This window comes from Stutzerimonas stutzeri (genome assembly GCF_019090095.1).
Lineage (GTDB): Bacteria > Pseudomonadota > Gammaproteobacteria > Pseudomonadales > Pseudomonadaceae > Stutzerimonas > Stutzerimonas stutzeri_AN.
This window is the reverse complement of sequence record NZ_JAGQFP010000002.1, coordinates 228714-250683: the sequence shown is the minus strand read 5'-3', so window position 1 is coordinate 250683 and position 21970 is coordinate 228714. Positions and strand designations below refer to the sequence as shown.

General features: G+C 64.8%; 22 protein-coding genes. 13 read left to right on the top strand and 9 right to left on the bottom strand.

Annotated features, from left to right (window positions below; genetic code table 11):
- Positions 1-21: 21 nt before the first annotated feature.
- From KVO92_RS10890 to KVO92_RS10880, 3 genes are all read left to right on the top strand, one after another.
- Complete coding sequence (locus tag KVO92_RS10890; RefSeq protein WP_217475672.1) at positions 22-579, top strand: DNA-3-methyladenine glycosylase I; 558 nt, start codon at positions 22-24, stop codon at positions 577-579.
- Positions 580-651: 72 nt separating this feature from the next.
- The gene (locus KVO92_RS10885; protein ID WP_217475671.1) at positions 652-1539 is read left to right on the top strand and encodes a lysophospholipid acyltransferase; all 888 of its coding nucleotides are present in this window, start codon (positions 652-654) and stop codon (positions 1537-1539) included.
- A 30-nt stretch (positions 1540-1569) separates the two neighbouring features.
- The gene (locus KVO92_RS10880; RefSeq protein WP_217475670.1) at positions 1570-1842 is read left to right on the top strand and encodes a PilZ domain-containing protein; all 273 of its coding nucleotides are present in this window, start codon (positions 1570-1572) and stop codon (positions 1840-1842) included.
- A gap of 161 nt (positions 1843-2003) precedes the next feature.
- On the opposite strand, the gene KVO92_RS10875 is transcribed toward KVO92_RS10880, so the two are convergent.
- The 5 genes from KVO92_RS10875 to ehuB all read right to left on the bottom strand — a co-directional run bounded on the left by KVO92_RS10875 (position 2004) and on the right by ehuB (position 5473).
- Entirely contained in the window at positions 2004-2321 is a 318-nt protein-coding gene (locus KVO92_RS10875) for a tetratricopeptide repeat protein (protein WP_217475669.1), read from the bottom strand.
- 69 nt (positions 2322-2390) lie between these two features.
- Positions 2391-3230, bottom strand: coding sequence for an ectoine/hydroxyectoine ABC transporter ATP-binding protein EhuA (gene ehuA / locus KVO92_RS10870; protein ID WP_217475668.1), 840 nt, complete (start codon positions 3228-3230; stop codon positions 2391-2393).
- Positions 3227-3886, bottom strand: a complete 660-nt coding sequence (ehuD, locus tag KVO92_RS10865; RefSeq protein ID WP_217475667.1) for an ectoine/hydroxyectoine ABC transporter permease subunit EhuD — start codon at positions 3884-3886, stop codon at positions 3227-3229. Before ehuD ends, ehuA begins: the two co-directional genes overlap by 4 nt.
- Positions 3883-4542: an ectoine/hydroxyectoine ABC transporter permease subunit EhuC gene (gene ehuC, locus KVO92_RS10860; RefSeq protein WP_217475666.1), complete on the bottom strand. Its 660-nt coding sequence runs from the start codon at positions 4540-4542 to the stop codon at positions 3883-3885. Before ehuC ends, ehuD begins: the two co-directional genes overlap by 4 nt.
- Positions 4543-4621: 79 nt before the next feature.
- Positions 4622-5473, bottom strand: coding sequence for an ectoine/hydroxyectoine ABC transporter substrate-binding protein EhuB (gene ehuB, locus KVO92_RS10855; RefSeq protein WP_217475665.1), 852 nt, complete (start codon positions 5471-5473; stop codon positions 4622-4624).
- 246 nt (positions 5474-5719) lie between these two features.
- On the opposite strand from ehuB, the gene KVO92_RS10850 reads away from it, so the two are divergent.
- From KVO92_RS10850 to KVO92_RS10810, 9 genes are all read left to right on the top strand, one after another.
- On the top strand, positions 5720-7129 hold the full coding sequence (locus KVO92_RS10850; RefSeq protein ID WP_217475664.1) for a PLP-dependent aminotransferase family protein: 1410 nt from the start codon (positions 5720-5722) through the stop codon (positions 7127-7129).
- Between the two features lie 172 nt (positions 7130-7301).
- Positions 7302-8273, top strand: coding sequence for a hydroxyectoine utilization dehydratase EutB (gene eutB, locus KVO92_RS10845; RefSeq protein WP_217475663.1), 972 nt, complete (start codon positions 7302-7304; stop codon positions 8271-8273).
- A gap of 62 nt (positions 8274-8335) precedes the next feature.
- Positions 8336-9322, top strand: a complete 987-nt coding sequence (locus KVO92_RS10840) for a cyclodeaminase (RefSeq protein ID WP_217475662.1) — start codon at positions 8336-8338, stop codon at positions 9320-9322.
- 101 nt (positions 9323-9423) lie between these two features.
- On the top strand, positions 9424-10614 hold the full coding sequence (doeA, locus tag KVO92_RS10835; protein WP_217475661.1) for an ectoine hydrolase DoeA: 1191 nt from the start codon (positions 9424-9426) through the stop codon (positions 10612-10614).
- Positions 10615-10616: 2 nt separating this feature from the next.
- Complete coding sequence (gene doeB, locus KVO92_RS10830; protein ID WP_217475660.1) at positions 10617-11621, top strand: N(2)-acetyl-L-2,4-diaminobutanoate deacetylase DoeB; 1005 nt, start codon at positions 10617-10619, stop codon at positions 11619-11621.
- Between the two features lie 99 nt (positions 11622-11720).
- Complete coding sequence (locus KVO92_RS10825; protein ID WP_217475659.1) at positions 11721-12227, top strand: Lrp/AsnC family transcriptional regulator; 507 nt, start codon at positions 11721-11723, stop codon at positions 12225-12227.
- Between the two features lie 110 nt (positions 12228-12337).
- Complete coding sequence (locus KVO92_RS10820) at positions 12338-12991, top strand: 7-cyano-7-deazaguanine/7-aminomethyl-7-deazaguanine transporter (RefSeq protein ID WP_217475658.1); 654 nt, start codon at positions 12338-12340, stop codon at positions 12989-12991.
- A gap of 190 nt (positions 12992-13181) precedes the next feature.
- On the top strand, positions 13182-14645 hold the full coding sequence (locus KVO92_RS10815) for an NAD-dependent succinate-semialdehyde dehydrogenase (protein WP_217475657.1): 1464 nt from the start codon (positions 13182-13184) through the stop codon (positions 14643-14645).
- 246 nt (positions 14646-14891) lie between these two features.
- Positions 14892-16271 (top strand): aspartate aminotransferase family protein, encoded by a 1380-nt coding sequence (locus tag KVO92_RS10810; protein WP_217475656.1) that lies wholly within the window; start codon positions 14892-14894, stop codon positions 16269-16271.
- Positions 16272-16287: 16 nt separating this feature from the next.
- Here the strand turns inward: KVO92_RS10810 and trkA are convergent, their stop codons facing one another.
- The 4 genes from trkA to def form a co-directional block, all read right to left on the bottom strand.
- Positions 16288-17661: a Trk system potassium transporter TrkA gene (gene trkA / locus KVO92_RS10805; RefSeq protein WP_021206251.1), complete on the bottom strand. Its 1374-nt coding sequence runs from the start codon at positions 17659-17661 to the stop codon at positions 16288-16290.
- Positions 17662-17715: 54 nt separating this feature from the next.
- Positions 17716-19041, bottom strand: coding sequence for a 16S rRNA (cytosine(967)-C(5))-methyltransferase RsmB (gene rsmB / locus KVO92_RS10800; protein ID WP_217477230.1), 1326 nt, complete (start codon positions 19039-19041; stop codon positions 17716-17718).
- 5 nt (positions 19042-19046) lie between these two features.
- Entirely contained in the window at positions 19047-19976 is a 930-nt protein-coding gene (fmt, locus tag KVO92_RS10795; RefSeq protein WP_217475655.1) for a methionyl-tRNA formyltransferase, read from the bottom strand.
- Positions 19977-20170: 194 nt separating this feature from the next.
- The gene (gene def / locus KVO92_RS10790) at positions 20171-20677 is read right to left on the bottom strand and encodes a peptide deformylase (RefSeq protein WP_217475654.1); all 507 of its coding nucleotides are present in this window, start codon (positions 20675-20677) and stop codon (positions 20171-20173) included.
- A gap of 148 nt (positions 20678-20825) precedes the next feature.
- Here def and KVO92_RS10785 point away from each other — a divergent pair, with 148 nt between their 5' ends.
- A complete protein-coding gene (locus tag KVO92_RS10785; protein WP_217475653.1) occupies positions 20826-21851 on the top strand; it encodes a LysM peptidoglycan-binding domain-containing protein in 1026 nt (341 codons plus the stop codon).
- Positions 21852-21970 lie beyond the last annotated feature (119 nt).

The window sequence follows — 21970 nt, the reverse complement described above, 5'->3', positions numbered from 1 at the left end:
TTTTCGAAGGACAAGAAAAAGATGCCGCGTTGCGCCTGGTGCAGTGACGATCCGCTGTATATCGACTATCACGACAGCGAGTGGGGTGTGCCAACCCGCGATCCACAGGTTCTGTTCGAATTCCTCATCCTCGAGGCCTTCCAGGCCGGGTTGTCGTGGATTACGGTACTGCGCAAGCGCGAGCGTTATCGCCAGGTGCTGTTCGGTTTCGACCCCCAGCGGCTGGCGCAGATGACCGATGCCGAAATCGATGAGCGCATGCTCGACCCGGGCATCATCCGCAACCGTCGCAAACTCGAAGCGGCACGCCGCAACGCCCAGCTGTGGCTCGAACTGGACGATCCGGTCGGCTGGTTGTGGTCGTTCGTCGGCGGCGAACCGAAGATCAACCATTTCGAATCGATCAAGCAGGTACCGGCTGTCACGGCCGAAGCCGAGGCCATGAGCCGTGCGCTGAAGAAAGCCGGCTTCAGTTTCGTCGGCCCGACCATCTGTTACGCCTATATGCAGGCGTGCGGCATGGTGATGGACCACACCATCGATTGTGATCGCTACCCCATGCTGGTTGGCGCCCGGTAGCGGCGCCGCGTTGCGAGTAGCCGGGCATCCGAAGCAGTTACACTAGCGCCTTTGATTTTTCGGGAGAGATCCTTGGACAAGTTCAAAGGTGCGCTGGTGGTTGGCTTCCTGCGTTTGTTCGCCCTCTTGCCCTGGCGCGCGGTACAGGGAATGGGCAGCGTTATCGGCTGGCTGATGTGGAAACTGCCCAACCGTTCCCGCGATGTCGCCCGCATTAATCTGGGCAAATGCTTCCCCGAGCTCGAGAACGCCGAGCGGGAACGGTTGCTGCGAGAGAGCCTGCAACAGATCGGCAAGACCTTCACCGAAAGCGCCTGTGCCTGGATCTGGCCGGCGGACAAGACCTTGCGCCTGGTCAAGCAGGTCGAGGGACTGGAGGTGCTCGAACAGGCGCTGGCGTCCGGCAAGGGCGTGGTCGGCATCACCAGCCACCTGGGCAATTGGGAAGTGCTCAACCACTTCTACTGTGCGCAATGCAAACCGATCATTTTCTACCGGCCACCGAAGCTCAAGGCCGTCGACGACCTGCTGCAGCGCCAGCGTGTGCAACTGGGCAACAAGGTGGCTCCTTCGACCCGTGAGGGCATCATCAGTGTCATCAAGGAAGTCCGCAAAGGCGGTGCCGTGGGCATCCCGGCCGACCCGGAACCCAGCGAAGGCGCTGGAGTATTCGTGCCCTTCCTGGCTACTCAGGCGCTGACCAGTAAGTTCGTGCCCGGCATGCTTACCGGCGGCAAAGCGGTTGGGGTGTTTCTCCATGCGTTGCGCTTGCCCGACGGTTCGGGCTACAAAGTCATCCTCGAAGCGGCACCGCCGGCCATGTACGACGAGGATGTCGAGGTCGCGGTGGCGGCCATGAGCGGGGTCATCGAACGCTATGTGCGTACCTGGCCGAGCCAGTACATGTGGACGATGAAGCGCTTCAAGAAGCGGCCGGCAGGCGAGAGCCGCTGGTACTGACGAAAGCCAACGAACCACGACAGGGAAACCATGGGAAGCCCAAACCAGCGCCAGCACCCCCGTGCACCGATGAAATGCCGCATTCGGATCAGCCACGCATCATTTGGCGAAGTCTTCGCCCACACCAGGGATCTGTCGGACGGCGGCGTTTACGTCCGGCACCCGCAGCTGACCGACCTGCAACCGGGCACGATCGTCCATGGCCAGGTGCAGGACCTGCCGATTCCCGCGCCGGAACTGGCGATGGAAGTCATGCGGGTCGATGCCGAGGGCGCCGGGCTTCGGTTCGTCGACAGTGACTGACCGAGCGGGGCTCGGGCGTCGCCGGGCGGCTCGGCACTATCTCGACGGCAATTACGACGCGCTTGCGGAAAGACTGCTGGCGGCGATTCGGGGCGCGGCAGGCACGGAGCTGAGTGATCCGGCCTGCCCCGGCGCCTGCCTCGCTGAGGGCGGCGCTCCCGTCAGGGCGTGACCTGCTTGTCCAGTTTGCGCAGGAACACCGTCATCTCCTTTTCCGCCTGTTTGTCGCCATGCGCCTGCGCCGCGACCAGGCCCTGCTCCCAGGCGCGACGTGCGCCTGCGAGGTCGCCGTTGGCCTGCAACGCCTTGCCCAGCAGTTTCCAGGCGGCTGAATATTTGGGATCCTGCTCGACGCAGCGCTGCAGGTGCGTGGCGGCTTGCGCGGGGTCGCCCGCATCCAGATAACCTTTGCCGAGACCAAAGCGCAGCATGGGATTGTCCATGCCTTTGGCAAGCATCTTTTCCAGCGATTCGAGCATGACGTCCTCTCGGCCGCGCGTGCGGCAATGGTCAGTGCGATGACGCGGACCGACCCCTGCCGCCGACGGCTAGCTGGCCTGGGTGACCGCGCTGAGAAATTCCCGCGTGCGCGTTTCCTGGGGATTGCCGAACAGTTCGTCCGGGGTGCCCTGCTCGTGGATACGGCCCTCGTTGAAGAAGCATACCCGGTCGGCGAATTCGCGGGCGAAGCCCATCTGGTGGGTGACCATCAGCATCGTCAGGTTGTGCTCGTCGCCCAGGCGGCGGATCACGTTGAGCACTTCGCCACAGAGTTCCGGATCCAGCGCCGAGGTCACTTCGTCGAACAGCATCACCCTCGGGCGCATGGCCATGGCGCGGGCAATGGCCACGCGCTGCTGCTGGCCGCCGGACAGTTGCGCCGGGTAATGCTCGAGCTTGTCCTCCAGCCCGACCATCGCCAGTAGCTCGTCGGCGCGTTCGCGGGCTTCGTCCTTCGACAGTCCCAGTACCTGCACCGGGGCCTCCATCACGTTCTGCCGCGCATTCATGTGCGGAAACAGGTTGAAGCTCTGGAACACCATGCCGACCTTACCGCGCACGTGGCGCTGGTAGCGGCCACTGGCCGGGATCAGATGGCCATCGGACGCGGGCATGTGGGTGAGCGGCTCGCCGTCGACCTCGATGACGCCGTCGTCGATGGTTTCCAGTGTCATCAAGGCGCGAAGCAGCGTGGATTTACCGGAGCCGCTGGGGCCGATGATGGCGACCTTCTCGCCATTGGCGACCTCGAGATCGAGGTGATCCAGTACGGTGAGGTCGCCGTAGCGCTTGGTGACCTGGTCGAAGCGCACCAGTGGCTCGGCCACGTCTGGGCTACCGTTGGTGGACGTGTTCGGACTGGCGTCGAGATGCGGTGTCGTGTTCATCGGGCGAGCTCCAAGCGGTTTTCGAGACGGCGGACACACCAGGCCAAAGCCAGGCTCAGGATCAGGAAAAACAAGCCGACCATGGTGATCGGTTCCAGGTAGCGGAAACTCTCGGAACCGATGTTCTTGGCCTGCTGCATGATTTCGACAACGGTGATCGCCGAAAGCACCGGGGTGTCCTTCAGCATGGCCACCAGGTAGTTGCCCAGTGCCGGCAATATCGGGCGCAGCGCCTGCGGCAGGATGACATCGCGGTAGGCGGTCGTCGGCTTCATGTTCAGCGCGGTGACGGCCTCCCATTGTGCTCGTGGCACCGCATCAAGCCCCGCCCGGTAGACCTCTGCCGTGTAGCAAGCGTAGTGCACGGCAATGGCAACGATGCCGGCCTGCAATGCGCTGAGGTTGATGCCATAGTTCGGGAAGACGTAGAACAGGAAATAGGCCTGGATCAGCAGCGGTGTGCTGCGGATAAATTCGATCAGTCCGGTGGCCGGCCAGGACAGCCAGGCGCGCTTGCTGCGCCGGGCGACCGCCAGCAGCAAGCCAAGCACGACGGCAATGGCAAAGCCGGCAAGGGTGATGCCAATCGTTTTCAGGGAGGCCTCCAGCAGCTGTGGCAGGATTTCCCAGGCGAACTGCCAATCAAAGAAGTTCATGCCATGCCTCCTTTGATCCTGCCGCGGCTGAGGCGTCGTTCAATCAGGCGCATGCCGAAGTTGATCGCCTGCGCCATGACGAAGTACATCACCAGCGCCAGGCCGAAGATCTCCAGCGTCATGAAGGTCGCCTGATCCAGCTGGCGCGATCGGAAGGCCAGATCGGAAATGGTGATCAGTGATACCAGCGAGGTGTTCTTCAACAGCTCGATCAGCAGGTTGGTGCCCGGCGGAATGGCGGCCAGCAGGGCCTGCGGCAGGATAATCCGGGTAAAGCGCTTGAACGGCGACATGTTCAGTGCAACGCAGGCCTCGTACTGCCCGCGCGCCACCGAGCGGATGGTGCCGCGCATGACTTCCGCACCGTAGGCGCCGATATGCAGGCCCAGGCCGCACACGGCGACCGTAAACGCCGACAGTTCCACGTGGAACGGTGGCATCGGCAGCACGAAATACAGCCAGAACAGCTGGACCAGCAACGAGGTGCCGCGGAACACCTCGATATAGGCAGTGGTGAACCAGCGCAATGGAGCGAACGGTGACAGGCGGCCCAAGGCGCCGAGCACGGCGCAGACGATCGCCAGCAGCGAGGCCCAGAAGGTGATCTGCAGTGTCACCCAGGCCCCTTGGAACATGAGGGGAAGGAGTTCGCCCATAGGTTCGATGCCTCTTTGCAGGAACGAAACCACACGGGCGGAGCGCCGCGCCAATCATGGCCGACGCCCCGCTCGTGGATCACTGGGCGCAGAGTTGCGCGGCGGTCTTGTCGGTAATGTTGGATTTGTCGAAGCCGAACGGTTCGACAGTCTTCAGGTGTTCTTCGCTGCCGAGCCATTTCTTCAGCTCGGCATTCACGGCGTCGCGCAGTGCGGTGTCTTCGGGACGGAACGCCAGCGCGCCATAACCGGTGTGCGCCGGATCGTCCTTGAACTCGCTGATCGCTTCGAGCGAGTCGCCGCCCTTCTCCGCCAGGCCCTTCATGGTCAGCTGAGTGCCCACCGCCGCATCGGCGCGACCGCTGCGTACCGCTTGCAGCTGTGCGGTGGTATCCGGGACCTGCAGGATCTGGTCATCGCTGATACCGCCGTCGCGTGCATAGGCCAGGTTGACCGTACCGGACATGATGGCCAGCTTGGCGCCGCTCTTGGCGATGTCCTCGTAGCTGTGCAGGTTCTTCGGGTTACCCGCTTTGACCAACAGGGTATCGGGCAGCTGATACTGCGGATCGGTGAAGATCACCTGCTTGCAACGCTCGGGCGTGATGTACATGCCGGCGGCGATCAGATCGAAGCGCCCGGCACGCAGGCCGGGAATCAGCGAGCCCCACTCGGTGAGGACGGGTTTGATGGTCTCGACGCCCATGCGCTGGAAGATCTTCTCGACGATTTCGGGCGATTCGCCCGTCACGCTGCCGTCGGTGGCGGTGTAGGCGAAGGGGGTTTCGTTGGCGTAGCCGATACGGACGCTGTTGCTCTTCTTGATGTCGTCGAGGGTGTCGGCGTTGGCCAGGCTGGCGAGCGAGAGGCCGGCCATGGCGGCGGAGGCGAGCAGCAGCTTGCCGAAACGGAAAGGACGTGCGCGATTCATCGTGAATTCTCCTGTGCTTTTATGGTTCGCAGGCGAGCCTGCTGTATTAGGAGGGCAGTTTCATGAGCATCAGGACAGGGCATTCCCTGCCTCAGCGCGGCTTCGGACTTCTTTTTCTTCGGGACGTGCGCCGCGTTTCGCCGACCGAGCATAACAAACACCGTTTTCTCGATGGGATTGCACTAGGACAATTGCACGACACTGCACTTCGGCTGATCCTGTTGCCTCGACAGAAGGTGGATCGTCATGCGCAACTGGAAACAGGCCTTGCTCGCTGCCCACAGCGGTGCGTCGAAATACAAGCTGCTGGTCACCGCGATCGCAACCGACATCGAGCAGGGCAACCTGCACGATGGTCAGCGCCTGCCGCCGCAACGGTTGTTGGCCGAACAACTCGATATCAGCGTGCAGACCGTGACCAATGCCTACAAGGAGCTGGAGCGCCAGGGGTGGGTGCGCTGCGAGGTGGGCCGCGGCAGCTTCGTCAGCCGGCGCATCAGCGAGCGCGTCGCCAGCTCGATGCTCGATCGCGGCGAAAATTCGCTGCTCGATTTCTCCACCGCGCGCATCGTCCGGACCGACAGCCACGACCGTTACTGGCGGCAGACCTGTGAGGAGCTGGCGGCCGAACATGAGCAGCCCTGGATTCACGCCTGTCGGCCGATCGCCGGGTTCGAACATCATCGCGAGGTCGGGGTGAAATGGCTCGCCGGTCTGGGGTTGAACGTGGAGCTGCAGGACCTGCTGCTGACCAACGGAACCTCCCACGCCATCTTTCTCGCCCTCGCCTCCTTGGCGGGGCCGGATGATCTGGTCCTTTGTGAAAACTGTACCGACCATGGCGTGATCGGTACCGCGCAGGTGCTCGGCTTCACCTTGCAAGGCGTAGAGACCGACCGCCACGGCCTCGATCCGGAGCATTTCGAGGACCTGTGTGGCAACGAGCGGGTGACGGCCCTGGTCTGTACACCGAACCTGAACAACCCCACCAGCACCGTGATGCCGGACGTGCGCCGCCGCGAGATCGCCGAGATCGCCCGCCGCTACGGCGTCTATGTGATCGAGGATGATGTCTACGGACCGCTGTTGGGCGAACACCGCGATGCCTTGCCGATCAGCCATTACCTGCCCGAACGCTCGTTCTACTGCACCAGCCTGACCAAGTCGGTGCTCACCGGGTTGCGCATCGGTTACATGGCCATGCCGCGGCGGCTGGCGCTGCGTACCGAAAGCATTCTGCGGGTCAACAGCTGGATGGCCGCGCCGCTGCTGGGCGAGATCGCCGCGCGCTGGATCGAGGGTGGTGTGGCCGATGAGCTGGTGCGTATCCAGCGGCGGCTGATCGCAACCCGCCAGGCTGCCGTGAGCGCCGAGCTGGGCGAGTACGTGCGCGGCAGCCATCCGGCGTCGCTCAGCGCCTGGCTCAACGTGCCCGAGCATTGGGAGCTGGACGCGCTGCAGCATGAATTGCGCCGACGGGATATCGCATTGACCCTGCCCGACCCCTTCCTGCCGCCGGGTACCCGACGACCTCGGGCGATGCGCCTGTGCGTGGGCGCCGAATGCGATGACGAGCGTTTGCGCGAAGGGTTGTGGGGCGTGCGCGAGGTCTTCGAGCAGTTCCCGGAAATTCACGAGTTTCGGGGCGCGCGTTGATCACCGAGGGGTTATTGGGCCGCGCAACGAGGCGATGACAGCGCCGCAAAATGGTGCGCCATGGGCCGCTGGCACGGCGCGATAACGGGGCGAAAAAAAAGAGTCCTAGTACATTAAGCTGCCCAAATCGGCGCTCCTACACTCGGCCACATTCACCATCGGAATGTTCGCCATGCAGCCGATTCTTCTCGACCAGCTCTTCGACGCCCGCGAGCGCATTCGCGGCCTCGTTCGGGAAACGCCCCTGGAGCGTTCGCCTTCGCTCAGCCGGCTGGTTGGCGTGCCGGTGTGGTTGAAACTGGAATCGCAGCAGGCCACCGGCAGCTTCAAACTGCGTGGCGCGAGCCATGCGATTGCACAGTTGTCCGCGGCGCAGAAACGCCTCGGCGTGGTGACCGCCTCCACCGGTAATCATGGCCGTGCGCTGGCCTACGCGGCGGCGCAGCAGGGGGGTACCGCCATCGTCTGCCTGTCGCAGCGGGTGCCGCCCAACAAGGTGCAGGCGATCCGCGAGCTGGGCGCCGAGGTGGTCATCGTCGGGCACAGCCAGGACGACGCCCAGGTCGAGGCCGAGCGCATCGCCCGTGAGCGCGGCGCGGCCTTCATCCCGCCGTTCGATCACCGGCATGTCATCGCCGGCCAGGGCACGCTCGGGCTGGAAATCCTTGAGCAATGCCCCGAAGTCGCCGAGGTGCTGGTGCCGCTTTCCGGCGGTGGCCTGTTTGCCGGGGTCGCCCTCGGCCTCAAGCGCCAGCGCCCGGAGATCCGCGTGCATGGGATCAGCATGCGCCGTGGCGCGGCGATGCACGCGAGCCTCGAGGCGGGTCATCCGGTCGAGGTGGAGGAGTGCCCCAGCCTGGCTGACTCACTTGGCGGCGGTATCGGCCTGACCAATCGCTACACCTTCGACCTGGTTCGCGAGCTGGCCGACCAGGTGCTGCTGCTCGACGAGCCGGCCATCGCCGCGGGCATTCGCCATGCCTACCACGAGGAGCGGCTGGTGATCGAAGGCGCCGCTGCCGTCGGCATCGCTGCGCTGCTCGAGCGCGCGATCAAGCCTCGCGGGCCGGTGGTCATCGTGATCAGCGGCCGCAACCTGGATACCGGGCAGCACCTGCGCGTGCTCAACGGCGCTGACGAATAACCCAACCCAAACCCGACAACCTTGCTACCGGTGCGTCCGGAGTAGCCCCGATGGAGATCAACATGGCCGAGACTGTGCTGCTCAGCGAAACCGATCTCCGCGCCTGCCTGGCCCTCGATCCGGCCAGCCTCGACGCGGTCGAACATGCGTTCCGTCTGCTCGCGACCGAGGCGGTGGCGATGCCGCCGATTCTGCGCCTGGACATTCCCGAGCATAACGGCGAGGTCGACGTGAAGACCGCCTATCTGCCGGGCCTGCCGCGCTTCGCCATCAAGGTCAGCCCCGGCTTCTTCGACAACCCGGCGCTTGGCTTGCCGAGCCTGAACGGGCTGATGATGCTGTTCTCGGCGCGCACCGGCCTGCTCGACGCCCTGCTGCTGGACAACGGCTTTCTCACCGCGGTGCGCACGGCTGCGGCGGGTGCGGTAGCAGCGAAATGGCTGAGCCGGGCGGATGCCAACCGCGTCGCCATTCTCGGCGCCGGCGAGCAGGCGCGTCTGCAACTGGCCGCGCTGCGCCTGGTGCGCGATATCCGCGAGGTGCGCATCTGGGCCCGCGATCCGGCGAAGGCGGCGGCGCTCGTCAGCGAGCTGCAGGGCGTCGAGGCGCGGGTCGCGGACCATGTCGATGCGGCCATGGATGGCGTCGACATCGCCATCACCACCACGCCCAGCCGCACCCCGCTGATCCAGCCGCATCATCTGCAGCCGGGCCTGCACATCACCGCCATGGGCTCGGATGCCGAGCACAAGAACGAGATCGCCCCCGCCGCGCTGGCCGCTTGCGATCTCTATGTCGCCGACCGGCTGAGCCAGACCCGGCTGCTCGGCGAACTGCACCACGCCCTCGAGGCGGGCATGGTGGCCAGAGATTCATCAGCCCTGGCCGAACTCGGCCAGGTGATCGCCGGGCATCACCCCGGCCGCACCTCGGCCGGTCAGGTAACCCTCTGCGACCTGACCGGCACCGGCGCGCAGGACACTGCCATCGCCAGCTTCGCCTTCGACCGGGCGCACGCAGCGGGCAGGGGTTTCATCTTCAACCCCTGATCTTCAGACGCGAGCCTACTCGCGCCCGGGCCGCACGTTGCGGCTCGCGAGCCAGCTCGCCCCTGCAGAGCAAGCGCGGTTCACCCACGAGGGCAAAGAAGATGTCCGAAATCGTCGTCAATCTCCCGTTCAGCCGGGAGGAATATGCATTGCGCATCACCAAGGTTCGCCAAGTCATGGCGGCCCACGGTATCGAGTTGCTGATCGTCAGCGATCCCTCGAACATGGCCTGGCTGACCGGCTATGACGGCTGGTCGTTCTACGTGCATCAGTGCGTGTTGCTGGCGCTCGACGGCGACCCGCTGTGGTTCGGCCGTGACCAGGACGCCAATGGCGCGCGCCGCACCGTGTTCATGGCGGACGACGATATCGTCGGTTACCCGGACCACTACGTGCAGTCCAGCGTGCGCCATCCGATGGACTACCTGTCGCGCGACGTGATCGCTGCGCGCGGTTGGGACCGCCTGGCCATCGGCGTCGAAATGGACAACTACTACTTCAGCGCGGCCGCCTTCCGCTCGCTGCAGCAGCACCTGCCGCACACGCAGTTTTTCGATGCCACCGCGCTGGTCAACTGGCGGCGAGCGGTGAAGTCGCCACAGGAAATCGAGTACATGCGCGTCGCCGCGCGCATCGTCCAGCGTATGCACGAGACGATCTATGAACGTATCGAACCGGGGCTGCGCAAGAACGAGCTGGTCGCCGACATCTACCGCGCCGGCATCCTCGGGGTCGAAGGCCATGGAGGTGACTACCCGGCAATCGTGCCGTTGCTGCCCACCGGCGCAGACGCCAGTGCGCCGCATCTGACCTGGAACGACAACCCGTTCCGACTGGGCGCCGGCACCTTCTTCGAGATTGCCGGCTGCTACAAGCGCTACCACTGCCCGCTGTCGCGCACCATCTACCTGGGCAAGCCACCGGCGCACATTCTCGAGGCCGAGCAGGCGGTGGTCGAGGGCATCTCCGCGGGCCTCGCGGTGGCGCGTCCGGGCAATACCACCGGCGACATCGCCCGCGCCTTCCTCAAGGTGCTCGACAAGTTCGACATCCAGAAGGACAGCCGCTGCGGCTACCCGATCGGTATCAGTTACCCGCCGGACTGGGGCGAGCGGACCATGAGCCTGCGCCCGAGCGACGAAAGCGTGCTCGAGCCGGGGATGACCTTCCATTTCATCCCCGGGCTATGGATGGACGACTGGGGACTGGAAATCACCGAGAGCATCCTGATCACCGAGACCGGGATGGAAACCTTCTGCGACTTGCCACGCAAGCTTTACGTCAAGGACTAGCCATGAGCGAAACACCGTTGCGCAACCCCATCAGCCCCACCGTCGACTTCGAGCGTGACGGCGTGCAGCACGGCTATCTGCGCCTGCCCTACTCGCGCGACGACTCGGCCTGGGGCGCGGTGATGATCCCGCTCTGTGTAGTGAAGAACGGCGCGGGGCCCACCGCGTTGTTCACCGGTGGCAATCACGGCGACGAGTACGAAGGCCCGCTGGCGCTGAGCAAGCTGGCGGCGAGCCTCGACCCGGCACGCGTGCAGGGGCGGGTGATCATCATCCCGTTCATGAACGCCCCGGCGGTGTGGGCCGGCACCCGCACCTCGCCGATCGATCGCGGCAACCTGAACCGCAGCTTCCCTGGGCGGCCCGACGGCAGCGTGACCGAGAAGATCGCCGATTACTTCCAGCGCAGCCTGCTGCCGCTGGCCGACCTGGTGCTGGACATCCATTCGGGCGGCAAGACGCTCGACTTCCTGCCCTTCGCCGCCTGCCACCTGCTGCCGGATGCGGCCCAGCAGGCGCGCTGCGAGGCGGGCATGCGCGCCTTTGCGGCGCCCTACTGCATGCGCATGCTGGAGCAGGATGCGCATGGCATGTACGACACCGCGGCCGAGGCGCAGGGCAAGGTGTTCGTCACCACCGAGCTCCGCGGCGGCGGCTCCATCAGTGCCCGGAGCCTGGCCATCGCCGAGCGTGGCGTGCGCAACCTGTTGATCCACTTCGAGCTGCTCGACGGCGAAATCGAACCGGCCGATTCGGTGATGCTGGACATGCCGGACGGTGATTGTTACCTGTGCAGTGAGAGCGATGGGCTACTCGAGCTGTGCAGGGACCTGGGCGAGACCGTGCGGGCCGGCGAGCTGGTGGCGCGGGTGCATGATGCAAGGCGTACCGGTGCCGCGCCGGTGGAGTACCGTGCACGGCGCAGCGGCCTGATCAGCGCCCGGCATTTCCCGGGGCGGGTGCAGAGTGGCGACACACTGGCGGTGATCGCGCAGGTGCTGCAGTGAGTCTGGTCGTCGGCTGGGCGGCGTTCGGCGGTGCTTGTGTTGCCGAAGGGCGCAAACGATGTGCGGCCTGCCCCGGGCGCGCTTTTGCTGGGAGGAACCATGCACAAGCTCGATCGCTATGACCTGAAGATCCTGCGCATCCTGTCCGAGGACGGTCGGATCACCAAGTCGGCGCTGGCGGAGGCCATCAACCTGTCGGTGACCCCGGCCTGGGAGCGCGTGCGCAAGCTCGAGGCCGCCGGGCTGGTGCGCGGCTATCGGGCGCTGATCGACTGGGGCGCGCTGTTCCGTACCCAGCAGGTGCTGGTGGAAATCAGCCTGGCGCGGCATACCGCGCAGGACATGCGGCGCTTCGAACGGCGCCTGGCCGAGGCGCCGGAGGTCGCTTTCTGCTACGCCACCGGCGGCGGTATCGACTACATCGCAATGATCCGCGCGCGCGATATCGACCATTACCAGCGCTTCATCGACATGCTGCTGCTGGAAGACCTGGGCATCGAACGCTACTACACCTACATCGTCACCAAGAGCGTCAAGCGCGACGAGGGCGGCGCTCCCGCAGCACTCGACGATGGAACGCAGGCGCCGCCGACCGAGACCTTCTGACCGGCGCGACTATCTCCGCGCCCGGAATGCCACTAGAATGCGCGCCGCCTCGGCCCTGTTGGCCCGGCACATGGGTTCCCTCACCCCATCACGTTCAAAAAGGACATGTCATGCTGCAGATCCCTTCGTCGGTCCGCCGGGTCACCTTGGCCGGCCTGATCGCGTTTCACATCCTGATCATCATCGCCAGCAACTACCTGGTGCAGTTGCCGATCACCCTGTTCGGTTGGCATACCACCTGGGGTGCGTTCAGCTTCCCGTTCATCTTCCTGGCCACCGACCTGACCGTGCGCCTGCTCGGCAAGGGGCCGGCACGGCGGGTGATCGCCCGTGTCATGGTCCCGGCGCTGATGGCGTCCTACGTGGTCTCGGTGCTGTTCCACCAGGGCGCCTTCAGCGGCTTCGCTGCGCTGGGTGAGTTCAACCTGTTCGTGTTCCGCATCGCCATTGCCAGCTTCCTCGCCTACGTCTTCGGCCAGGTCCTCGACATCCAGGTGTTCGACCGGCTGCGGCGGCTGCGCCAGTGGTGGATCGCACCCAGCGCCTCCACCGTGTTCGGCAACCTGCTCGATACCTTCCTGTTCTTCTCCATCGCCTTCTGGCACAGCGACGATCCGTTCATGGCGGCGAACTGGGTGGAGATCGCCAGCGTCGATTACGTGATCAAGCTGGCGATCAGCCTGGCGCTGTTCGTGCCGCTCTATGGCGTGCTGCTCAACGCCATCGTGCGCCTGCTGCCGGGGCAGCAGACCGCGACCGCGTAAGCGACAGCGCCAATAACGCTGCGTAGGGTGGAAAACGGCGAAGCCTTTTCCACCGCAGACCTCCCGCGCTTTTCTCGTTTGCGCCCGGCCAAACAGAAAAATCCACCCGCCAATCGGGCCGCTACGGAAAAACCACCAAGCCGCCCTGCCCTAGCCTGTCTCCCATGCCACTCGGTTCGGAGACAGTGCCATGTCGCTCAAACACCCGCTGTTGTTCAAATCGCTTTGCTACGTCGATGGTCAGTGGATCCACAGCCGTAGCGGCGCCAGCATTGCCGTGCAAAACCCGGCCAATCTGACCGAGATCGCCCATGTACCGATGCTCGAACGCGAGCAGATCGTCGCCGCGGTGGATGCCGCCGAACGGGCCTTTGCATCCTGGCGTCGGCAAAGCCTGGACGAGCGCGCGGATCTGCTGCAGCGCTGGGCCGCGCTGATCCTGCAGCATCAGGAGGACCTGGCGGCGATCCTCTGCGAGGAACAGGGTAAGCCGCTGGCCGAGGCGCGAGGCGAGATTCGCTACGCCGCCAGTTTCATTCCCTGGTTCGCCGAGGAAGCCCGGCGGCTGTATGGGCGGACCATCCCGAGCCATATCGCCAATGCCGATTTGAGCACGCTGACCGAGCCGGTCGGTGTCTGCGCCCTGCTCACCCCCTGGAATTTCCCCAGCGCGATGATCACTCGCAAGGCCGCCGCGGCACTCGCGGCCGGCTGCACCGTGGTGGTCAAGCCGGCGCACGAGACGCCCTACTCGGCCTTTTCCCTGGCCCAGCTCGCCGAGGAAGCGGGCCTGCCGGCCGGCGTGTTCAACGTGGTGCTCGGCGAGCCGCAAATGGTCATGGAAACCCTGGTGCGGGACCCACGCGTGCGCTCGGTGAGCTTCACCGGCTCGACCCGGGTCGGCCGTTTGATCCTCGAGGCCGCCGCGCCCGGAGTGAAGAAGGTGGCGCTGGAGCTGGGCGGCAATGCGCCGCTGATCGTCTGTGCCGACGCCGATCTCGATCACGCCGTGCAGGTGGCCATGGACGCCAAGTTCCAGACCTCTGGACAGGACTGCTGCGCGGCCAACCGCATCCTCGTCCAGCGGCCGGTCTACGAGGCGTTCCTGACGCGCTTCGCCCAAGCCATTCGTGCGTTGCGGGTCGGCCCTGGGCTGGATGAACGCAGCCAGATCGGCCCGCTGATGCATCAGGCGGCATTCGACGCCACCGCCGCGCGGGTTGCCGACGCGCTGGACAAGGGCGCTCGGTTGCTGGCCGGTGGCGAGCCCCACGCCCTCGGTGGCTGGTTCTGGCAGCCGACGCTGTTGGCCGACGTCGCCCCCGACATGCGCATCTACCGCGAAGAAAACTTCGCCCCGATCGCCGGCGTGTTGCCGTTCGACAGCCTCGACGAGGCGGTCGCCATGGCCAACGACACCGAATACGGGCTGGCCGCCTACATCTGCTCGAATCGGCTGGACGTGATCCACCCGCTCATCCGGCGGCTCGACCACGCGATGGTGGCGGTCAACGGCACCAAATTCACCGGCCACCCGATTCCCTTCGGCGGCATGAAGGCTTCCGGCCTCGGCCGCGAGGGTGGCCGCGAGGGCTTCGAGCCCTTTGTCGAGACCAAGTACGTCTGCATCCATCACCAGGGCCAGCGTTACTGATGGCCTGGTTGGTCGGGCTTTCGTGGGAGGCCCGACCCCGGGGCGAAGCTTTTCTGGCACCGAGTTGGCGCCATTCGCCGCGGGGCCGCCTCCCACAGAACTTGGCCACTAGCCGAAGAGCCAACAACCAACTGGCGGACCGAAAACAGCCCGTCAGGCAAACCGAGCCATTACCGCCCTTAAGGGCGGGTCAGGATGAGGGAAGCGGAATCCGAGCCCCATCCAACACCGCAAAAGGAGACGCCCATGAGCCATGACTACGATGCCCTCTTCGCCCAGGACCGTGCCCACTTCATGCACCCTTCCACCCATGCCCACGACCATGCCAGCGGGGCGCTCAAGGGGCGCATCGTCACTGGCGCTTCGGGCATCCGTATCCGTGATCACGAAGGCCGCGAGCTGATCGATGCCTTCGCCGGGCTGTACTGCGTGAACATCGGCTATGGTCGCACGGAGGTGGCCGAGGCCATCTATCAGCAGGCCAAGGAGCTGGCCTACTACCACACCTATGTCGGCCACTCGACCGAGGCCATCATCGAACTGTCGCGGCGCATCATCGACTGGGCGCCGGAGGGCATGAAGAAGGTCTATTACGGGCTTTCCGGCTCGGATGCCAACGAGACCCAGATCAAGCTGGTGCGCTACTACAACAACGTGCTCGGCCGCCCGCAGAAGAAAAAGATCATCTCCCGCCAGCGCGGCTATCACGGCTCGGGCATCATGACCGGCAGCCTGACCGGCCTGGCCAGCTTCCACCAGCATTTCGACCTGCCGCAGCCGGACATCAAGCACGCCGCCTGCCCGCACTTCTACAAGGCGCCGGCCGGCATGGACGAGGCCGCATTCGTGCGCCATTGCGCTGACGACGTGGAGCAGCTGATCCAGCGCGAAGGGCCGGACACCGTGGCCGCGTTCATCGGCGAACCGGTGATGGGCACCGGCGGCATCATCGTTCCGCCCAAGGGCTACTGGGAGGCGATCCAGGCGGTGCTGGCGAAATACGACATCCTTCTGATCGCCGACGAGGTGGTTTGCGCCTTCGGTCGTCTGGGCACGCCGATGGGCAGCCAGCTGTTCGGCATGCGTCCGGACCTCATCACCACCGCGAAAGGGCTCACCAGTGCCTATGCGCCGCTATCTGCGGTGATCGTGGGGGAAAAGGTCTGGAATGTGATTGACGAAGCCTCGGCACGCGACGGTGCCATGGGCCACGGCTGGACCTATTCGGGGCACCCGATCTGTGCCGCGGCGGCGTTGGCCAATCTGGACATCCTGGAGCGGGAGAACATCTCCGGCAATGCTGCCGAAGTGGGCGCCTATCTCAACGCGCAGCTGCGCCAGGCCTTCGAACACCACCCGCTGGTCGGCGAGGTGCGTGGGATCGGCATGCTCGCCGCGCTCGAGTTCATGGCCGACCGCAAGGCGCGTACGCCCTTCGATGCGGCGCTGAAGGTTGGCCCGCGTGTCTCGGCCGCGTGCCTGGAGCGCGGCATGATTGCCCGCGCCATGCCGCACGGCGACATCCTCGGCTTCGCCCCGCCACTGGTTTTGACCCAGGCGGAAGCGGACCAGGTGATCGAGATCGCCAGAAGCGCGGTGGACGCGGTGGCGGCCGAGGTGCTGTGAGGCACCCCGTTGCCCTTTAGAAGAAGGTCAACCCAGCCTGGAACAGGCGTTCCACATCGCGGATGTGCTTTTTGTCGACGAGGAACAGGATGACGTGATCGCCCGACGCAATGACCGTGTTGTCGTGGGCGATCAGCACCTCTTCGTCGCGGATCACCGCGCCGATGGTGGTGCCTGGCGGCAGGGCGATCTTGCCGATGGCGCGTCCGACCACCTTGCTCGAGCGCGGGTCGCCGTGGGCGATCACTTCGATGGCCTCGGCCGCGCCCCGGCGCAGCGAATGTGCACTGACGATGTCGCCGCGGCGCACGTGGGTCAGCAAGGTGCCGATGGTGGCCAGCTGCGGGCTGATGGCGATGTCGATCTCGCCGCCCTGGACCAGGTCCACATAGGCCGGGTTGTTGATGATGCACATCACCTTGCGCGCGCCGAGGCGCTTGGCCAGCAGCGACGACATGATGTTGGCTTCGTCGTCGTTGGTCAGGGCGAGGAACACGTCGGCGTCGTTGATGTTCTCCTCCACCAGCAGGTCGCGGTCGGACGCGCTGCCCTGCAGGATGATGGTGCTGTCCAGGGTGTCGGAGAGGTGGCGGCAGCGGGCCGGGTTCGACTCGATGATCTTCACCTGATAGCGGCTTTCGATGGCTTCGGCGAGGCGCTCGCCGATATGCCCGCCACCGGCGATGACGATGCGCCGGTAGCTGTCGTCGAGCCGGCGCATCTCGCTCATCACGGCGCGAATGTGCCCTCGCGCGGCGATGAAGAACACCTCGTCGTCGGCCTCGATCACCGTGTCGCCCTGCGGCAGGATCGCCTGATTACGGCGGAAGATCGCGGCCACACGGGTATCGACATTGGGCATGTGCTTGCGCAGCTGGCGCAGCTCCTGGCCTACCAGTGGGCCGCCGTAATAGGCGCGCACGGCGACCAGCTGTGCCTTGCCCTCGGCGAAGTCGATCACCTGCAGCGAACCGGGATGCTCGATCAGCCGCTTGATGTAGTTGGTCACCACCTGCTCGGGGCTGATCAACACGTCGACCGGGATCGCTTCGTTGCTGAACAGGCCGGAGCGGGTCAGGTACACCGATTCGCGCACCCGGGCGATCTTCGTCGGCGTATGGAACAGCGTGTAGGCGACCTGGCAGGCGACCATGTTGGTTTCGTCGCTGTTGGTCACCGCCACCAGCATGTCGGCATCGTCCGCGCCCGCCTGGCGCAGTACCGTCGGGAACGAGCCGCGGCCGACCACGGTGCGGATGTCCAGGCGGTCGCCCAGGTCACGCAGGCGATCGACATCGGTATCGACCACGGTGATGTCGTTGGCTTCGCTGGCAAGGTTTTCGGCAAGCGTGCCGCCGACCTGCCCTGCACCGAGAATGATGATCTTCACGTGATCACTCCTGAAAGGCGGCTGCTGGCTGTGGCAACCATGTTAGGGCTGGGCTCATCTGGGTTTCTGCCCGCTGGGTTGGGCTGAAACCTTCATCAGCTTGGCGTAATAGAAACCGTCGTGCCCGTCTTCCTGCGGCAACAGCTGGCGACCGTGAGACTGCTCGATACCGAATCCGCTCGGTAGCGCCAGTTCGCGCGCGCCCGGCATGCGCGCCAGGAAGGCTTCGATCACCTCGCGGTTCTCGGTCGGCAGTACCGAACAGGTGGCGTAGAGCAGCACGCCGCCGACCGCCAGCGTCGGCCAGAGCGCGTCGAGCATCTCGCCTTGCAGTGTCGCCAGCGGCGCGATGTCATCGGCCTGACGGGCCAGCTTGATGTCCGGGTGACGACGAATCACGCCCGTCGCCGAGCAGGGTGCGTCGAGCAGAACGCGCTGGAACGGCTGGCCGTCCCACCAAACGTCGGTCGCGCGCGCATCGGCTGCGACCAGTTTGGCTTGCAACTGTAGGCGCTCGAGGTTTTCCTGAACGCGCTGCAGCCGCTTAGGCTCCAGGTCCAGCGCGACCACCTCCGCCAGTGCCGGCTCGCGTTCGAGGATGTGGCAGGTCTTGCCGCCGGGCGCGCAGCAGGCGTCCAGCACCCGCTGGCCGGGTGCCAGGTCGAGCAGGCCGGCCGCGAGCTGCGCGGCTTCGTCCTGCACGCTGACCCGGCCCTCGGCAAAGCCGGGCAGCTGGTTGACGTCGCAGGCCTCGGCCAGGCGAATGCCGTCGTCGCTATGGTCGCAAGGAAAGGCTTCGAGGCCGGCGCTCTGCAGCTCGCCAAGGTAGGCGTCGCGCGTCACCTGACGGCGGTTGACCCGCAGCATCATCGGCGGGTGGAGGTTGTTCGCGGTGCAGATGGCCTGCCAATGTTCGGGCCAGTGCGCCTTCAGCGATTTCTGTAGCCAGCGGGGATGGGCGAAGCGGATCACCGGGTCGCGCTCCAGCTCGGCGAACAAGGCTTCACCGTCACGCTGGGCGTTGCGCAGCACGGCGTTGAGCAGTCCCTTGGCCCAGGGCTTTCTCAGCTTTTCCACGCAGCCGACGGTTTCTCCGATGGCCGCATGCGGCGGAATACGGGTGTAGAACAGCTGATAGAGGCCGACCAGCAGCAACGCTTCGACGTCGCGGTCGGCCGCCTTGAACGGCTTTTGCAGCAGGCGCTCGGCAAGGCCGACGAGGCGCGGTTGCCAGCGAGCTGCACCGAACGCCAGTTCCTGGGTCAGCCCGCGATCGCGTGCCTCGACCTTGCCCAGTACCTCGGGCAGGCTGCTGTTCAGCGAGGCCTTGCCGGACAGCACCGTGCTGAGTGCACGCGCCGCGGCGAGGCGCGGGTTCATCGACATTATTCGAACACCTTGTCCGGCGCGAACTGCTCGCGTCGGCTGTTGTACAGCTCGCCGAAGTTCAGCGGCTTGCCGTTCGGCAGTTGCAGCCGGGTGAGCAGCAGCGAACCTTCGCCGCACGCGACCTGCAGCCCATCCTTGCTGGCGTCGAGGATCTGGCCGGGGGCACCCTGCCCTGGAATCTGGCGAGCCGCGTGAATCTTCACGGCGGCCTCATCCAGCCGGCTATGGCAGATCGGCCAGGGATGAAACGCCCGTACCAGACGCTCCAGCTCCGCCGCCGGACGGCTCCAGTCGAGGCGCGCCTCGTCCTTGTTCAGCTTGTGTGCGTAGGTAGCCTGGCTGTCGTCCTGCACCTCGCCGCTGAGTGTGCCGGCTTCGAGCGCGGCGACCGCCTTCACCACCGCATCCGCACCTAGGACGGCCAGCCGGTCATGCAGGCTGCCGCCGGTGTCCTCAGTCGTGATCGGTGTGCTGACCTTGAGCAGCATCGGTCCGGTATCCAGTCCCGCTTCCATCTGCATCACGGTTACACCGGATTCGCTGTCGCCGGCTTCGACCGCGCGCTGGATCGGCGCGGCGCCTCGCCAGCGCGGCAGCAGCGAGGCGTGACTGTTGATGCAGCCCAGGCGCGGCAGATCGAGCACGGCTTGCGGCAGAATTAATCCGTAGGCTACGACCACCATCAGGTCCGCGTTCAGCTCGGCCAGTTCGCTCTGGGCCGCGGGGTCGCGCAAGGTCTGCGGTTGATAGACGGGAATCCCGTGCTGCAGGGCGAGCTGCTTGACAGGGCTGGGCATCAGCTTCTGCCCGCGCCCGGCCGGCCGATCCGGCTGGGTATAGACCGCCACCACCTGACGACCGGCGTCGAGCAGGGCCTGCAGATGCTGGGCGGCGAATTCCGGGGTACCGGCAAAAACGATGCGCATAGGGGACTCATCAATGAAAAAGGCTTGCTGCAAGCTGCATGAAAACTACTGCGCTCGGTCATGCTGCGTTAAAAACAGCCTCAAAATGCTCATTTACAACGCGTAAACTGCGCTTTTTCGTCTGTTTTTGCCTTGCCTGACCTTCGCTCGCTACGTTTTCAAACAGCCTGCGCTGCAAGCCTTTGGGTCGGTGATCAAGCCTGCTGACGGTGAAGCTTTTCGAGCTTCTTCTTGATCCGGTCGCGCTTGAGGTTGGAGAGGTAGTCGACGAACAGTTTGCCGTTGAGGTGATCGCATTCGTGCTGGATGCACACCGCGAGCAGGCCTTCGGCGATCAGCTCGTAGGGCTGGCCGTCGCGGTCCAGCGCCTTGACCTTGACCTTCTGCGGTCGATCCACGTTCTCGTAGAAGCCCGGCACCGACAGGCATCCTTCCTGGTACTGCTCCATCTCGTCGGTCAGAAACTCGAACTCGGGATTGATGAAGACCCGCGGCTCGGACCTGTCCTCGGACAGGTCCATGACCACCACGCGCTTGTGCACATTGACCTGCGTCGCGGCCAGGCCGATGCCCGGGGCGTCGTACATGGTCTCGAACATGTCGTCGATCAGCTGACGAATGCCGTCGTCGACCACGTCCACCGGCTTGGCGATGGTGCGCAGGCGTGGATCGGGAAATTCTAGGATGTTCAGGATTGCCATATGCGTTTGTGATGCACTTATGGAATAAAGTCAAAAGCCGCTGCTAAGATGCCGGGCAGCTTGTAAACGGCTTAACGCCGCTTTCCACAAGGGTTTCTGCGGCGCTAGGGCGCTTTACGTGAAGGCACATCATAAAGGGATTCACCACATGAGGAAATCACTACTCGCCCTGCTGCTGGTCGCGGCCAGCGGCCTGGCGCACGCCGCTGTAGCGCTCAAGGATGGCCATCCCGAGCAATACACCGTGGTGAAAGGTGACACGCTCTGGGACATTTCCGGGCGCTTTCTCAAGGAACCCTGGAAATGGCCGGAGCTGTGGCACGCCAATCCGCAGGTGGAAAACCCGCACCTGATCTATCCCGGCGACAGCCTGAGTCTGGTCTACATCGACGGCCAGCCGCGCATCATGCTCAACCGCGGCGCGTCGCGCGGCACCATCAAACTCTCGCCGACCGTTCGCACCACGCCCATGGCCGAGGCGATCAGCACCATCCCGCTGGAAGCCATCAACAGCTTCCTGTTGAGCAACCGTATCGTCGACGACGCCGCTGAATTCCAGGCCGCCCCGTACATCGTCGCGGGCAACGCCGAGCGCGTCATCAGTGGTGCGGGCGATCGCGTCTACGGTCGCGGTGAGTTCCAGGACAACATCAAGGTTTACGGCATCTTCCGTCAGGGCAAGACCTATCTGGACCCCGACACCCAGGAGTTCCTCGGCATTAATGCCGACGACGTGGGCACTGCCGAGCTGCTGGACATGGAGGGCGACATCGCCACCATGATGCTCACCCGGGTCACCCAGGAAGTCCGTCTTGGCGATCGCATGTTCCCCAGCGAAGAGCGGGCGGTGAATTCCACCTTCATGCCCAGCGAGCCGAAAGGCGAAGTCAACGGCGTGATTCTCGACGTCCCGCGGGGCGTGACCCAGATCGGCCAGTTCGATGTGGTCACCCTGAACAAGGGCGCGCGTGACGGGCTCAGCATCGGCAACGTGCTGGCGGTGTACAAAACCGGCGAAACCGTACGCGATCGGGTGACGGGTGAACGGGTCAAGATCCCCGATGAGCGGTCCGGGTTGCTGATGGTCTTCCGTACCTACGACAAGCTCAGCTATGGCCTGGTCCTGCAGGCGACGCGCTCGCTGTCGGTGATGGATAAGGTTCGTAATCCTTGATTCCCGAGCCCCGCTGATCAGACTGTGTGAAAACTACTGCGCTCGGTTATGCCGCGTTAAAAACAGGCTCGGAATGCTCATTTACAGCTCGTAAACTCCGCTTCCTCGCCTGTTTTTGC